The organism is Xanthomonas sp. NCPPB 2933 (assembly GCF_056725225.1).
This window is the reverse complement of the sequence record NZ_CM161518.1, coordinates 1,048,372-1,062,507: the sequence shown is the minus strand read 5'-3', so window position 1 is coordinate 1,062,507 and position 14,136 is coordinate 1,048,372. Positions and strand designations below refer to the sequence as shown.

The following is a 14,136-nucleotide window of genomic DNA, read 5'->3' as shown; positions in this document are numbered from 1 at the left end:
GGGTTCTTCCCGGCGCTTGCCAATGAGTACCTCCCCCATCGATTTCACTGTAGTGCGCGCAGCCTTTGCTGCGCCGTTGGATGCGCAGCGTGCGAATGCGCTGTTGCCGCGCTTCGATCAGCATGCGCCGCGTCTGCTCGACGCGCTGCAAGCGCTGTATGGGCAGCGCCCGGACTATGCGTCGTGGTTGACGCAGTGGTTGAGCGCGCTCGGCAACACTGCGCAACAGCGCCCGCAGCCACTGCAACAACTGGACACAACGCGTCAGCCCGGCTGGTTTGGCGAACAACACATGCTGGGCTACAGCGCCTACGTGGACCGCTTCGCCGGCACCTTGCAAGGCGTGGCCGAGCGTGTGCCGTATCTGCAGGAACTGGGCGTGCGCTATCTGCACTTGCTGCCGTTCCTGCGTGCGCGCGCAGGCGATAACGATGGCGGCTTTGCGGTCAGCGATTACGGCCAGGTGGAACCGAGCCTGGGCAGCAACGACGACCTCATCGCACTCACCACGCGCCTGCGCGAGGCCGGCATCAGTCTGTGCGCGGATTTCGTGCTCAACCATACCGCCGACGATCACGCCTGGGCACAGGCGGCGCGTGCGGGCGACGCACGTTATCTCGATTACTACCACCACTTTGCAGACCGCGCGTTGCCCGATCAGTACGAAGCCACGCTGGGGCAGGTCTTCCCACATACCGCACCCGGCAACTTCACCTGGGTGGACGACACTGCGCACTGGATGTGGACCACCTTCTATCCCTATCAATGGGATTTGAACTGGAGCAACCCGGCGGTGTTCGGCGAGATGGCGCTGGCGATGCTGCAGCTGGCCAATCTGGGCGTGGAAGCATTTCGGCTGGATTCCACGGCGTATTTGTGGAAGCGCACCGGCACCGACTGCATGAATCAACCCGAGGCACACACCTTGCTGGTGGCGCTACGCGCGGTCACCGATATCGTGGCGCCCTCGGTGGTGATGAAGGCCGAAGCCATCGTGCCGATGACGCAGCTGCCGCCCTACTTCGGCAGCGGTGAGGACCAGGGACACGAGTGCCATCTCGCGTATCACAGCACGCTGATGGCAGCCGGCTGGTCGGCCTTGGCGCTGCAACGCGGCGACATTCTGCATACCGTCATCGCGCATAGCCCGCCGTTGCCGCACAACTGCGCGTGGCTGAGCTATGTGCGCTGCCACGACGATATCGGCTGGAACGTGCTGCAGCATGAAGCGGCCGGCAATACCGAGCAGCCGCCGTTTGCGTTACGCGATGTCGCGCGCTTCTATGCCAATGATGTGCCGGGCAGTTACGCACGCGGCGAGAGCTTCCAGAGCAGTGGCGACGGCGTGCACGGCACCAATGGCATGGCCGCTGCGCTTGCGGGCATTCAGGCGGCGCAGGATGCGGGCGATATGGTGGCGTTGGACACTGCGGTGGATCGGTTGGTACTGCTTTACGCGATCGCGCTGGCGATGCCGGGCGTACCGTTGATCTATATGGGCGATGAACTCGCCTTACCTAACGACATCAGTTATCGAGGCGACCCGCTTCGTCAGCACGAAGGCCGCTGGTTGCATCGTCCGGCGATGGATTGGCAGGTTGCTGCTCAACGTGAGACTGCGGATAGTTTGAGCGGCAAGGTTTATCGCCGGTTGCGTGGGTTGATCCGGCAACGTGCTGCGCTTTCTGCTTTGGCAGCCGATCAGGCGTTGGGCAGCGTGGCGCTGGGCGATCCGCGACTGTTTGCGTTGACGCGTGGCGATGACTTCTTGGCCGTGCACAACTTCGGCGATCAGCCGTTTACGGTGGAGCTTGCCGCGATCGGGGATGGCCGATGGACGTTGCTGGCTGATGACAGCGACGCAGCGGTCGAATCGCTGAGCGATGACATGCGGCTGGTGCTGCCGGCTTATGGGGTGCGCTGGTTGGAGCGTAGTGCCTGAACGGTATGGGCAGTTCTGAAGCGCACTTCAGAGCGGACGATCTGCGGCTTGACTGCAGGGCCCTTGCCCGCCCACCGTCGCAGGACACGCCGCAAGTACGTCCGTGTAGGCTCTTACGCGGCATCCATGCCGCGTAAGGTCCCGCGACGGTGGGCGGGCAAGGGCCAGTCGAGATGGTCGGTGCGCTTGGTTGCGAGGACTGGATTGCGTTGAGCTTTCGGATGCTGCGGCATTCTGAAACGCACGACAAAGAGCAGCTACAAAACTACTGCTCTCACCGTCAGTCGGGTGCGGCCGGTGCTCGGCATCGGCATGTACAACTCGTACATGCCCGCTCCTCTGCCCCGTCCGCACCTACCTGACGACTAATCGCTACGTGTTCTCAGCCGCTCCAACTCAAAAGGCGCGGCTTTCTCCGTCGGTCGATGCACGACCACACGACAACCGCAAAATCAGCGCTTCAACAGCTCGAGCAACGTCTCGGCGGCCTTTTCGGAGGAGGCAGGATTCTGCCCGGTCACCAGCGTGCCATCGGTGACCACATGCACGCTCCAGTCGGCGCCCTTCTCGTAACGTCCGCCGAGTTCGGTCAGCACGTCTTCGACCAGGAACGGCACGATCTTGGTCAGGCCAACGCCCTCTTCCTCGCCATTGGTAAAGCCGGTGACGCGGCGGCCGTTGACCAGCGGTTTGCCATCGCTGCCCTTGACCCGACGCAGTACGCCCGGCGCGTGGCAGACCAGGGCATGCGGTTTGTCGGCAGCGGCGAAGGCTTCGATCAAGGCGATCGACTGCGCGTCTTCAGCCAGATCCCACAACGGTCCGTGGCCGCCCGGATAGAACACCGCATCGAAGTCCTCCGCCTTGACGTCCGCCAGACGATGCGTGCTGGCCAATGCCTGCTGCGAGTCCGTATCCTGCTTGAAGCGCTTGGTGGCATCGGTCTGTGCGTCGGGCTCGTCGCTCTTGGGATCCAGCGGCGGCTGGCCGCCCTTGGGCGAGACCAGGGTGATGTCGGCGCCAGCGTCCTTGAACACGTAATAGGGCGCTGCAAATTCTTCCAGCCAGAAGCCGGTTTTCTTGCCGGTATCGCCGAGTTGGTCGTGGGAGGTGAGCACCATCAGGATTTTCATCGCATTGCCTCGTGTCGTTGCCCATCTCGGGCGAGGCGACCAGTGTGTGGATCAGCCCGTTGCAACATCGTGTAGAACGCGTCGCCGCGATGCATACGGTTCAGCGCCACTTGCAGCGGGCCACGCAATCGCGAGGCCCGCTGCATCCGCAAGGGACGCGCGACTACCAAGAGCGGCTAACAAAACGTAGAGAGCAGTCCACAGGTGGTGCGGACGGCACGGAGGAACCGGGGTGCACGAGTGGCTAAGCCGATTCCGAGCATTGGCCGCGACCGCCTGACGGTGAACGCAGTCGTTGTTTCAGCTGCTCTAAAATCGCGGTGCGTGTTCGCACCTACCCGGCAAGTGTTCGCACCCTGTCGTAACGACGCTCAGACATTCATCGCCGGCGGCTGCAGCTGATCCATGCGGATGCGATTGGCGAATAACGAAAACGCCAGCATGCCGGCCAGCCCGCTGACCCGGCTCACCCACGGCGGCAACCAGCGCGGTGCAACCAGCACGCCGCTGTCGAACAACGGCGCAAAGCGCGCCACATCGCCCAGCGCCATCTTGCCGGCGAACAGGTACCGGCACAGCTGCAGCTGATCGCGCTGCAGGGAATGCCGGAAGAACGTGTGCACCGCGACCAAACCACGCAGATACACCGTGTCCTTGGTGAAGGCGCCGCCGCCTGCGGTGGGCACCCCGCGGAACACGCGTTGCGCCGAGGAAAAACTTTCGGTTGCGCTCTGCCCGCTGCTGGTGAAATAGCGGAACACCTCGATGAAGTCCGCACCCGAGCGCGCCATCGCAATCGCCTCGATGCGCAGGCTGATGCGCTTCATGCGTTCGATATCGATGCTGCCGGTGATCTGCTCGGCGAACGTGGCCAGCCCTTCCTGGGTGGCCGTAGTGCGCGGCGAAGAGATGCCCAGGCTGGGCAGATGCACCTGCGCGCGGCCATTGAGTGCGGTCAGCGAATGCACCAGCGCTTCGTGGTGGAACAACTGCGCGCGGTCGTAATCGCTGAAGGTGGCGCCGCTGCGCAGGCGGATGCGGTGCGCACCGGCGGCCGCCTTGGCGAGCAGATCCGGGTCCAGCGTGACCGTGATGACGCGGCCTTCGAAGAACGCATCCAGATCGTTCTGTAATTGCATGCGCAAGGCCGTCGCCGACACCGGCACCTGTTCTTCGGGCGCCAGCAGTTCGCGGTCCAGTTCCTGCGCAATCTGGATGAAATGTCGCGCCGCCTCGCGTGTGGTCGGGCCGTTGCCCGGCATCGGGTCGTCGGGCACGCCGAACAGTTGCGCCGAGTAATCGCTGACTGCGGTGGTGCCCAGCGACTCCAGCAGGCCGGCAGCCAGGCCCCAGCTATGCGCCGAGTCGATCAGATACGCGCCCAGCGGATGATGCGGATCGGCGGCCTTCGCAATCGCCGCCAGTTCGCGTCGGGTATCGCCGAAATCCAGCGCCGGATACTCCACCTGCGGCAGTTCCGGCTGACCACGCGCCACGCTCTGCAGAAACGGCTCCTGCAGCGAGCGCGGCCAGCTGGCCAGGGCCAACAGACGCACGCCGCGCACCGCCTTGACCAGGCGCACATCCAGCGCCGCGTGATGGACGATGTCCGGCGGCGCCTTGCGCAGCGGCATTTCAGCGGCGCCCGGTGCGATCGACGCTGGCAGGCCGCCGGCCCGATCCCTTGCCCCGGTTGTTCTGCGCCAGGCGCGTGGCGAGTTTTTCGGCCGCAGCGGCCACTTCCACACGCAGCTTCATGTAATTGGCCACCCGCTCCGGATCCAGCGTATCGGCCTCGATCGCCGCACGTACCGCGCAGCCGGGCTCGGCGATATGCGCGCAATCGTTGAAGCGGCATTGCGCTGCCAACGCCTCCACATCCGAGAAACCGCCCTCGGCCAGATCTTCCTCGCCGGTGGGCTTGAGCTCGCGCATGCCGGGCGTATCGATCAGGCAGGCACCGGACGGCAGCGGAATCAACGCACGATGCGTGGTGGTGTGCCGGCCGCGCGAATCGTTCTCGCGCACCGCGTTGGTCTTCATTCGTTCCGCGCCGAGCAAGGTGTTGGTCAGCGTCGACTTGCCGGCGCCCGACGAGCCCACCAGCACCGCGGTGCGGCCATCGCCCAGCCACGGCCGCAGCGCAGCCACGCTCTCGGGATCCTTGGCATTGACCGCGCGCAACGCGATGTTCTGCGCTTCCAGTTCCTCCAGCACCGCCAACGCATCCTCAGCGTATTCGGTCTGATCGGCCTTGGTCAGCACCACCACCGGCTCGGCACCCCCGCCGCCGACCAGCAACAGATAGCGCTCGATGCGGCGCGGATTGAAGTCCGCATCCAGCCCGCACACGATGAACACCGTATCGATATTGGCCGCGATCACCTGCTGGTGGTAATGCTCGCCGGCCGCACCGCGCTTGATCGAGGTGCGCCGCGGCAGCAAGGCCACGATGCGCTTGCCGTCCATCAGCACCCAATCGCCCACCGCCGCCCGCTCATGGCTGGGAAACCGCGGCCGCTGCCACTCCGGCAACGACTCCGCCTTGAGACTGGCCTCCGGCGTATCGGCCACCACATAGCCGGTGCGATGCTGCTCCACCACCCGCGCCGGCATCGCCTGCGGATGCGCGGCAAAGACCGCCTGCCAGGACGGGTCCTCGGCAGGGCCAGGCCAGGGCCAACCGATGGATTGGAGGGTGGGGTAATCGGGGAGTGCGTTGCTCATGGGGCGATTCTAGCTGGCTGGCCGCAGTGGCTTGTGCAATCGGACCCTGCGCCTGGACTGAAGCGCCCCTTGACATCGTTGCCGATGCAAACATGCCCGCCTGTCATATTTCCGCTACCATGCCAAGCCTCACGCCTACAACCGGCCTGCCGTATGTCCACAGCCCAGCAAAAGCCGCTCGTCATCCGCGAGCGTCTGTCCGAAGTCCGCTACGAGATCCGGGGCGAGCTGGCGCGGCGAGCGCGGGAGCTGGAGGCGCAGGGCCGCAAGCTGATCAAGCTCAATATCGGTAACCCGGGTGCGTTCGGGTTCCGTGCGCCGGAGCATCTGCAGCGCGCGATCGCCGACGACATGGGCCGCACCGATCCGTACACCCATCAGCAGGGCCTGCCCGAAGCGCGCGAGGCGATCGCCACCGCATATGCGCGGCGCCAGCATCCGGATGCGCATCCTGACCGCATTTTTATCGGCAACGGCGTCAGCGAGCTGATCGACCTGTCGCTGCGTGCGCTGCTCAATCCCGGCGACGAAGTGCTGGTGCCCTCGCCCGACTACCCGCTGTGGTCGGCGGCGACCATCCTCAACGACGGCCGCCCGGTGTATTACCGCTGCGCGCCGGAAAACGGCTTCCAGCCGGACCCGGTGGAGATCGAGACGCTGGTGTCTTCACGCACCCGAGCCATTGTGCTGATCAATCCGAACAATCCCAGCGGCGCCAGTTATTCGCGCGAGTTGCTGGAGCGCATCGTGGCGATTGCCACCAAGCACAACCTGTTGCTGATGGTCGATGAAATCTACGACCAGGTGCTCTACGACGATGCCGCATTCGTGCCGGTCGCGCCGCTGGCCGGCGCGCATCCGTGCATCACCTTCGGCGGGCTGAGCAAGGTACACCGCGCCTGTGGCTGGCGCGTGGGCTGGGGGCTGCTGTCGGGCGAGCAATCGCGCGTCAACGATCTGCGCAACGCGATGGACCTGCTTGGCGCCTTGCGCCTGTGCGCCAACGTGCCGGGCCAGTACGCCATCGATGCGGCAGTGAACGGGCCGGACACCATCTCGGCGCTGTGCGCGCCGGGTGGACGTTTGTACGAAACCCGCCGCGCGGTCATCGAAGCCTGTGCGGCTAGCGAGCACTTGTCGCTGGTGGCGCCGGCCGGTGCGCTGTACGCGTTCCCGGCGGTGGTCGGTCCGGCCGCGCGTAATTTCGATGACCACGAATTCGCGCTCGATCTGATGAACGAGGAAGGCGTGTTGGTGGTGCCGGGTTCCAGCTTCAACGTGCCTTACCGCCACCACTTCCGCGTGACCCTGATGCCGGAAGCGACGGTGATGCGCGATGTGTTCGCACGTATCGACCGTGCATTGGCTCGTCGCGCCGAGGCGGTCACCAAGGTCGTGCCGCTCAAGTCGCGCAGCGTGGCCTGATGGCGGCGCCTGGTACGCCGTTGCGCTATCTGGCGCTCGGCGACTCTTACACCATCGGCGAAGGCGTTGCGGTTGCGCAGCGCTGGCCGGTGCAATTGGTCGAAGGTTTGCGTGCCTACGGCTGGAACGTGGCGCCGCCGCAGATCATCGCCACCACCGGCTGGACCACCGACGAGCTGCAGGCGGGCATCGATACGGCTGCACCGCAGGGCCCGTTCGACCTGGTGAGCCTGCTGATCGGCGTCAACAACCAATACCGCGGGCGCTCGCTGGACGAGTACCGCAGCCAGTTCGATGCGTTGTTGCAGCGTGCGATCGGGTTCGCGGGCGGTCGTGCAGCGCACGTGTTCGTGCTGTCGATTCCCGATTGGGGGCTGACGCCGTTTGCGCATGCGCAGGGCGCCGATGCGGCGCTGATTGCCGAGCAGATCGATGCCTTCAACAGCGTCGCCTCCGATCTCTGCGCCAAACGTGCCGTGCGCTTTGTCGACATCACCGCCACCAGCCGCGATGGCGGTGACGCGGCGGACATGCTGGTGGACGATGGCTTGCATCCATCGGCAGCGATGTATGCGCGTTGGACGACGTTGGCACTGCCTGCGGCGCGCGATGCCCTAAGCTAGCCGCGCAACACGCCTCACTGCCAAGGAACGACATTGCAGACCACCGCCACCCAACCCATGAGCCGAGCGCAGGCGCTGGCAATCGCGCGCGCGTTTCTGCCGCCGCATCCGCTGGGCAATCGCTACGATTACTACTACACGCAAGCCAAGCTGCGCACCGATCCGTTGTATCCGGGCGTGCTGGCCGAGCTGCGCAGCACCAACGCGCCGGTACTGGATCTGGGCTGCGGCCTGGGCCTGCTCGCGCATGCATTGCGTGCCGATGGCCAGGCACTGGCGTATCACGGGGTGGATGTGGATGCCTCCAAGATCCGCCGCGCGCAACATATCGCGCAGCGCTCGGCACTGGGCAATACGCAGTTCGCCGTGGTCGATCTGAGCGTGGCATGGCCGCAACACCGCGGCAGCGTGACCATTCTGGATGTGCTGCAGTATCTGCAGGAAGACATGCAGGCCAGCCTGCTGCGCAGCGTGGCGCAGATGCTGACGCCGGGCGCGAAGCTGGTGATCCGCAGCGCCTTAGGCGATGCCAGCAGCCGTGGCCGCACCAGCCGCGTCACCGACGTGCTGGCGCATCTGAGCGGCTGGATGCAGCGCATGCCGCGCAGCTATCCCACCCGCGAAAGCCTGCAAGCGCAGTTGGATGCCGCCGGTCTGCGCGCGACGTTTGCGCCGTTATATGGTAATACGCCGTTCAACAACTGGTTGATCGTGGCCGAACCGCGCTGAGGCGGTGCACGAAATGCTCGACTCGATTTAGAACAGCTAACAAACGTAGCAAGCGGTCGCCAGGCGGGTGTGGACGGCGCGGAGGAAACGGAGTGTAGGCGTGGTAAATGCCGCACCGAGCACGGCCGCAGCGATCTGGCGGCCGCGTAGTCCGTTCTTAGCGCGATGTGGATGACCCCAAGCGGCGTTGGTCGAGTGCGCGGTGCCCTCACCGCTCACGGGACACGCCGTGAATCCGTCCCTGGAGGCTCGGTGGCGGCATCCATGCCGCCACACGGTCCCGCAATCGGCGAGGACACCGCACCAGAAAGTTGGTCGGTCGTTTGATGAAAGCCTGCCGTTGATCGCGTTGCGTTTTGCGTTGTGAAGCTGATCGGCCGCAGCGTTATCCGAACAACGCACCTGATGCATTGCTTGCACCATGCACACCGACCATCTCGACTGGTCCTTGCCCGCCCACCGTCGCGGGACCTTATGCGGCATGGATGCCGCATAAGAGCCTACACGGACGTACTTGCGGCGTGTCCTGCGATGGTGGGCGGGCAAGGGCCCTGCAGCCAAGCCGCAGATCAACCGCTCTACAACTGATCTATCCGCACTCTCCATGCGTTTACAAGACACCCGAAATTTCGAGTCGTAGCGTTATGAGATGCAGTCACAAGCTAGTTAGTCGAGCGCGCGGTGCCCTCACCGCTCGCGGGACACGCCGCAAGTACGTCCATGTAGGCTCGGTGGCGGCATCCATGCCGCCACACGGTCCCGCAAGCGGCGGGGACACCGCACCAGAAAGTTGGTCGGTCGTTTGATGAAAGCCTGCCTGTTGATCGCGTTGCGTTTTGCGTTGCGAAGCTGATCGGCCGCAGCGTTATCCGAACAACGCACCTGATGCATTGCTTGCAACATGCACACCGACCATCTCCACTGGTCATTGCCCGCCCACCGTCGCGGGACCTTACGCGGCATGGATGCCGCGTAAGAGCCTACACGGACGTACTTGCGGCGTGTCCCGCGATGGTGGGCGGGCAAGGGCCCTGCAGCAAACCCTCAGATCAACCGCTCTGTAACTGATCTATCCGCACTCTCCATGCGTTCAAGACAACCGAGATTTCGAGTCGTAGCGTCATGAGATGCAGTCACAAGCTAGTTAGTCGAGCGCGCGGTGCCCTCACCGCGCCAGAGAGTTCGCTGATTGCTTTGTTGAAAGCCATGCACACCGACACTCTCGACCGGTCCTTGCCCGCCCACCGTCGCGGGACCTTTGGCGGCATGGATGCCGCCAGCGGCTGGCGCCTTGAGCGAGATCAGAACTTCCAGGAAACGGTCAGCTCCACATCGCGTGGGTCGCCGTAGATCAGCTGGCTCTGATAGACGATGTTGGCGTAGTACTTGCGGTCGAACAGATTGCGCACGTTGAGCTGTGCCGACCAGGCCTGGTTGATGTCGTAGCGCGCCATCGCGTTGGCCAGCAGCACGCTGCCCTGGGTCAGCCGCTGCGTGTTGCCCTGTGGCCCGGACATCAATTCGTGAATCGCAGACTGCCAACTTAGACCACCACCAACGCGCCATGGGCCGGTTTGCCAACTGGTGAATAACGTCGCTTCGCGACGCGGACTGGTTGGATTCACGTCGACGCCGCTGGCGTCGTTGGCATCGAACTGGGCAAAGCCGAACGCGATGCGCCATTGCTCCGAAAGCTGACCATCGAGCTGGAATTCCACGCCCTGGCTGACTGTACCCTTCGCCGCGAGATACGCTTGGTCGGTGGTGCCGGGCACCAACTGGCCGGGGTCGTTGACGGCGAGGTTGTCCTGCTCGATACGGAACAACGCCAACGCCGCATTGAGTTGGCCGCCGAGGTACTCGCCCTTTGCGCCGACCTCGTAGCTGTTGCCTTCCAGCGGTTCGATATACCGCCCGCTACGGTCGCGATTGCTCTGCGGTTTGAAGATGCCGGTGTAGCTGGCGTAGAGCGAATGGTGATCATCCACATCGAAGATCAGGCCGGCGTACGGCGCGGTGCGGCCGCGGCGTTCGTACGAGTTGGCCGGTACCAGTTGGTCGGTGTTATTCCAGTCGGTGATGCGTGCGCCGACGATGGCCTTGAGCGCATCGGTCAGGCTGAAACGGCCGGCAGCGTAGGCGGCAACCTGGCGCACCTCGCGTTCTTCGCCCTTGCTCAGCGGCGTCCACTCCGGCTGCGCCATGCGGCCAGTCCAGGCGTAGACGCTTTCGGCAGTCAGTTGCTGCAGCGGCAGCGGCCCGTTGGACCAGCTGCGCAGGTTGCGATTCATCCAGGTAGCGCCGGCCACCAGTTCGTGTTCGCGGCCCCACAGCGTCAGCGGCACCGTGGCGTAGGCATCCAGACTGTTCTGCGCGCTCAGTGTGGGATAGCGGCCGCCAAAGTTGCTGGCAAGGCCCAGGCCGGTGTCCCTGTCCGGATAATCGAGATATCCGAACAGCACCGATTTCCAATCGGCCTCGAAACGCTGATGCGAATACTCCACGTGCAGCTGCGCGCCGTTGTCGAAACGATGGGTCAGGCCGGCGAAGGCATTGGTGGTGTCGGCCACGCCGCGCGCCCAGCGCGGAGTGAACGAATCCGAGCGCGCAAAATCCGTGCGGCTGCCATCGCTGAAGTACGCCGGCACGCCGCCCCAGGTGGTGCCGCGACCGTCGTTGCGCTGCTTGTTGACGCCGATATAGCCACTGGTGGCATCGCTGAAATCGGCATCGACAATGCCGTAGAACAGCGACGACTGCTTGCTGTAGTAATCGCGGAACGACTGCTTGTCTTCGTAACTGGTCACCACCCGTCCGCGCACGTTGCCTGCCGTGTTCAATGGCGATTGCAGATCCACAGTGCCGCGATAGCGGTCCCAGCGCCCCGCCGACAGATCCACGCGGCCGGTGAACACGTCGCTGTCGGCATGCTTGCGCACCAGATCGATCGATGCGGCCGGGCTGCCCGCACCGGAGGTCAGTCCGTTGGCGCCGCGGATGATTTCCACACGGTCGTAAATCGCCATGTTCTGCTGCACATCGCCGCTGTAGTCGGTGGGGATGCCATCGATGCGGTAGTAGTCCACTTCGAAGCCGCGCGCATTGATGTAAGTACGCTCGGTATCCCAGGTCGGCGAATTGAAACCGGCCACGGTATCGGTGACGTCCTGCAGCGATTGCAGATTGCGGTCGACGATCTGCTGGCGCGTCACCACCATCACCGATTGCGGCGTTTCGCGCAGCGAGAGTTGCAGCTTGGTCGAACTGCGCGCGACATCGGCGGTGTAGGAGTCAGTGCCCTCGGTGGCAGCGCCGCGATGCGCGTGGATCTGCATGCGGTCCAGGTCGACCGGATCGCGCGTGCTCGACTGCGCCATCGCAGACAACGGCCATGCGCAGGCCAGCGCCAGCAATGAATGCGACAGGCGAGCGTTCAACAAACAGACATCCGCACGCACAACAGCGCGCGCAGGAGCAATGCGATAAGACATGGTGTCAGCCTCATGAGCGAAACATTGCCGTCGATGACGGCCACTGAGGCTGGCGCGGCCGCGCCGTGAGAAGGCGCGCGCCGTTTGCTGGCTGGGGCGCGCATGTTCGATCCAGGTTAAATCGCTGTCAATACGCATGCGGCTTTACCGACCTGCGGACGCGCATCGCAGCGAACGCCTGCCCTGGCACAGGGGACTGCTCCATCGCGTGCTGGTGCTTGCAACAGGCCGCATCGCACACTGCCGCTTCGCGGCGTGCAACGCGACCTCAGCCGGCCACATGCGTGCCGTCTCGCTTGCCGTCTGTCCGCCACTGCTACGCCTGCATGGACAGGCATGCCATGATCGCGCCCTCGACGCCGGGCCGGCCCGCACTGTGCGGGAATCGCCAAGGACGACAGGTCTCCTCTGTCACGCTGTCGAGGTTTCAGGGTTTGCCCTGACTAGGCTCCGAGCGCATCACCAGGCATGCGGAAGGGGCCGCGCGCAGATGCCCACGGATGGTATTGGCTGCATTCGAGCGAGGACGGCGAGGATGTTCAGGATTTGGTTGTTCGGCTCGGTCTCGATCGCCCATGGCGACGCACGTGCAGCGGCGATCTCCGGACGCTGCGGCAGCTTGTTGGCCTATCTGGCGCTCGGTCAGCATCGCTATTTCAGCCGCAGCGAACTCATCGCCAGCCTCTGGCCCGAACGCGACTGCAGTGCCACGGCAGGTTCGTTTAATACCGCGCTGTGGCGATTGCGACGCCTGATCGAACGCCCCCCGCTGGGCCATGGCGACCTGATCGTCTGCGACCGGCGCGGTGCCATCGGCCTGGATGGCCCGGTCGAGACCTGGCTGGATCTGGCCGAATTCGCGCGATGCATCGCACCCGGGCTGAGCAAACCGCCCGAGCAGCTGCGCGATGACGAAATCGAGGGTCTGCGCCGCGGCGTCGCGCTTTACCGCTCGGACATCCTGATGGATCTGGCCGACGACTGGGCCCTGCGCGAGCGTGAAAAACACCGCCGCAGCTATCTCAATGCCTTGGGGCGGCTGATGCAGATCGCCACGATACGCCGCGACTATGCCGACGGCATCCGGCATGCACAGGCGATTCTCGACAACGATGCACTGCGCGAGGACGTGCATCGCGAACTGATGCACCTGTTCGTCCTCAACGGCCAGCGTGCGCATGCGCTGTGCCAGTTCGAGCGCTGTCGTGATCTGCTGCGGCGCGAGCTGGCAATCCAACCGATGCGCGAGACGCTGGCGTTGTATCAACGCATCACCGACGGCGCCGTCGGCATCACTGCCGACACCGCCCTGCCCGCAACGCCGCAGACGTTTTACACGCGAGCCGACTCGGCCGGGCAGCACGCGCAACTGTTGATCGAGAACGCACGCCGCAGCCTGGCGGCGGCGGACGCGCAACTGCAGTTGAGCCTGCAGTTTCTCGAGCGTTGATCGCCTGAGTTCACCCTGCGCAGCACGGAGGCCGATCGCGATGACCGGCAGCGGCACTGCGCGCGCGCGCCTGATTCGCCATCGCAGTGAGATCGCTGCGCTGAAGCCAACTCCACTAACGCGACACCGTGGGACGGCAGAGCGCCTTCCGCGACCAGCTACATCACCGCTGCATCACCGTCATCACGCCACCGGTGAGACGGCGGTGACTGCGCGGTGACCCGGCGGTGATGTGATGCGCCTAGCGTGATCTCACCTCATCCGGAGCGCTGCGATGGCACTGCTCGAGGACCGTAGCGCCGCTTTCATCGTCCGTGTCTGGGGCGAACGTGGCGATACCGACGACGCGGTGCGCGAGTGGCGCGGCTCGGTCGAACACGTGCAGTCGGGCGAGCGCGCGTTCTTTCGCCATCTGGAACAAGCGGTCGCGTTCATGCATCCGCATCTGGAGCACATCGGTATCGACGTCAGGCAACGCTTCTGGGAACACATCGCCACGGTCATGGACAGCGACCTGGAGCAACCTGCACCGCCCTTGCAACCTGCACCGCCTTTGCAAACGAGCCTGCCCGCACCGCCGCCCTTCCCCCCTCACCGTCCCCGCAAGCGCCGTTAG

General features: G+C 64.6%; 10 protein-coding genes and 3 other RNA genes. 7 read left to right on the top strand and 6 right to left on the bottom strand.

The window, feature by feature from the left end; translation table 11 throughout:
• Window positions 1–22 precede the first annotated feature (22 nt).
• Entirely contained in the window at window positions 23–1,942 is a 1,920-nt protein-coding gene (locus tag AC1PLU_RS04495; RefSeq protein WP_481107828.1) for an alpha-amylase family protein, read from the top strand.
• Window positions 1,943–2,254: 312 nt separating this feature from the next.
• Window positions 2,255–2,330: non-coding RNA, sX9 sRNA (locus AC1PLU_RS04490), on the top strand.
• Between the two features lie 64 nt (window positions 2,331–2,394).
• On the opposite strand, the gene AC1PLU_RS04485 is transcribed toward AC1PLU_RS04490, so the two are convergent.
• The 4 genes from AC1PLU_RS04485 to rsgA all read right to left on the bottom strand — a co-directional run bounded on the left by AC1PLU_RS04485 (window position 2,395) and on the right by rsgA (window position 5,802).
• Complete coding sequence (locus tag AC1PLU_RS04485) at window positions 2,395–3,075, bottom strand: type 1 glutamine amidotransferase domain-containing protein (RefSeq protein ID WP_481107827.1); 681 nt, start codon at window positions 3,073–3,075, stop codon at window positions 2,395–2,397.
• A 174-nt stretch (window positions 3,076–3,249) separates the two neighbouring features.
• Window positions 3,250–3,321, bottom strand: a non-coding RNA gene (locus AC1PLU_RS04480) — sX9 sRNA.
• 125 nt (window positions 3,322–3,446) lie between these two features.
• Window positions 3,447–4,709 (bottom strand): flavohemoglobin expression-modulating QEGLA motif protein, encoded by a 1,263-nt coding sequence (locus tag AC1PLU_RS04475; protein WP_006451985.1) that lies wholly within the window; start codon window positions 4,707–4,709, stop codon window positions 3,447–3,449.
• Window position 4,710: 1 nt separating this feature from the next.
• Complete coding sequence (gene rsgA, locus AC1PLU_RS04470) at window positions 4,711–5,802, bottom strand: ribosome small subunit-dependent GTPase A (RefSeq protein ID WP_481107826.1); 1,092 nt, start codon at window positions 5,800–5,802, stop codon at window positions 4,711–4,713.
• A 153-nt stretch (window positions 5,803–5,955) separates the two neighbouring features.
• On the opposite strand from rsgA, the gene AC1PLU_RS04465 reads away from it, so the two are divergent.
• From AC1PLU_RS04465 to AC1PLU_RS04455, 3 genes are read left to right on the top strand one after another with little or no spacing between them, the layout of a single operon-like run.
• Entirely contained in the window at window positions 5,956–7,227 is a 1,272-nt protein-coding gene (locus AC1PLU_RS04465) for a pyridoxal phosphate-dependent aminotransferase (RefSeq protein ID WP_481107825.1), read from the top strand.
• The gene (locus tag AC1PLU_RS04460; protein ID WP_481107824.1) at window positions 7,227–7,850 is read left to right on the top strand and encodes an SGNH/GDSL hydrolase family protein; all 624 of its coding nucleotides are present in this window, start codon (window positions 7,227–7,229) and stop codon (window positions 7,848–7,850) included. The genes AC1PLU_RS04465 and AC1PLU_RS04460 overlap by 1 nt, the downstream gene beginning before the upstream one ends.
• Window positions 7,851–7,907: 57 nt before the next feature.
• Window positions 7,908–8,579, top strand: a complete 672-nt coding sequence (locus AC1PLU_RS04455; RefSeq protein WP_481107823.1) for a methyltransferase — start codon at window positions 7,908–7,910, stop codon at window positions 8,577–8,579.
• 34 nt (window positions 8,580–8,613) lie between these two features.
• Here AC1PLU_RS04455 and AC1PLU_RS04450 read toward each other — a convergent pair.
• Window positions 8,614–8,688: non-coding RNA, sX9 sRNA (locus tag AC1PLU_RS04450), on the bottom strand.
• Window positions 8,689–9,880: 1,192 nt separating this feature from the next.
• A complete protein-coding gene (locus tag AC1PLU_RS04445; protein ID WP_481107822.1) occupies window positions 9,881–12,070 on the bottom strand; it encodes a TonB-dependent siderophore receptor in 2,190 nt (729 codons plus the stop codon).
• Between the two features lie 535 nt (window positions 12,071–12,605).
• Here AC1PLU_RS04445 and AC1PLU_RS04440 point away from each other — a divergent pair.
• Complete coding sequence (locus AC1PLU_RS04440) at window positions 12,606–13,520, top strand: AfsR/SARP family transcriptional regulator (protein WP_481107821.1); 915 nt, start codon at window positions 12,606–12,608, stop codon at window positions 13,518–13,520.
• A 274-nt stretch (window positions 13,521–13,794) separates the two neighbouring features.
• Window positions 13,795–14,136: a hypothetical protein gene (locus AC1PLU_RS04435; RefSeq protein ID WP_233381301.1), complete on the top strand. Its 342-nt coding sequence runs from the start codon at window positions 13,795–13,797 to the stop codon at window positions 14,134–14,136.

What these genes read in the sequence shown, in the direction of transcription:
- AC1PLU_RS04495 (WP_481107828.1), top strand. Translation starts at nt 23, where the DNA reads ATGAGTACCTCCCCCATCGATTTCACTGTAGTGCGCGCAGCCTTTGCT.
- AC1PLU_RS04485 (WP_481107827.1), bottom strand. Translation starts at nt 3,075, where the DNA reads ATGAAAATCCTGATGGTGCTCACCTCCCACGACCAACTCGGCGATACC.
- AC1PLU_RS04475 (WP_006451985.1), bottom strand. Translation starts at nt 4,709, where the DNA reads ATGCCGCTGCGCAAGGCGCCGCCGGACATCGTCCATCACGCGGCGCTG.
- rsgA (WP_481107826.1), bottom strand. Translation starts at nt 5,802, where the DNA reads ATGAGCAACGCACTCCCCGATTACCCCACCCTCCAATCCATCGGTTGG.
- AC1PLU_RS04465 (WP_481107825.1), top strand. Translation starts at nt 5,956, where the DNA reads ATGTCCACAGCCCAGCAAAAGCCGCTCGTCATCCGCGAGCGTCTGTCC.
- AC1PLU_RS04460 (WP_481107824.1), top strand. Translation starts at nt 7,227, where the DNA reads ATGGCGGCGCCTGGTACGCCGTTGCGCTATCTGGCGCTCGGCGACTCT.
- AC1PLU_RS04455 (WP_481107823.1), top strand. Translation starts at nt 7,908, where the DNA reads ATGAGCCGAGCGCAGGCGCTGGCAATCGCGCGCGCGTTTCTGCCGCCG.
- AC1PLU_RS04445 (WP_481107822.1), bottom strand. Translation starts at nt 12,070, where the DNA reads ATGTCTTATCGCATTGCTCCTGCGCGCGCTGTTGTGCGTGCGGATGTC.
- AC1PLU_RS04440 (WP_481107821.1), top strand. Translation starts at nt 12,606, where the DNA reads ATGTTCAGGATTTGGTTGTTCGGCTCGGTCTCGATCGCCCATGGCGAC.
- AC1PLU_RS04435 (WP_233381301.1), top strand. Translation starts at nt 13,795, where the DNA reads ATGGCACTGCTCGAGGACCGTAGCGCCGCTTTCATCGTCCGTGTCTGG.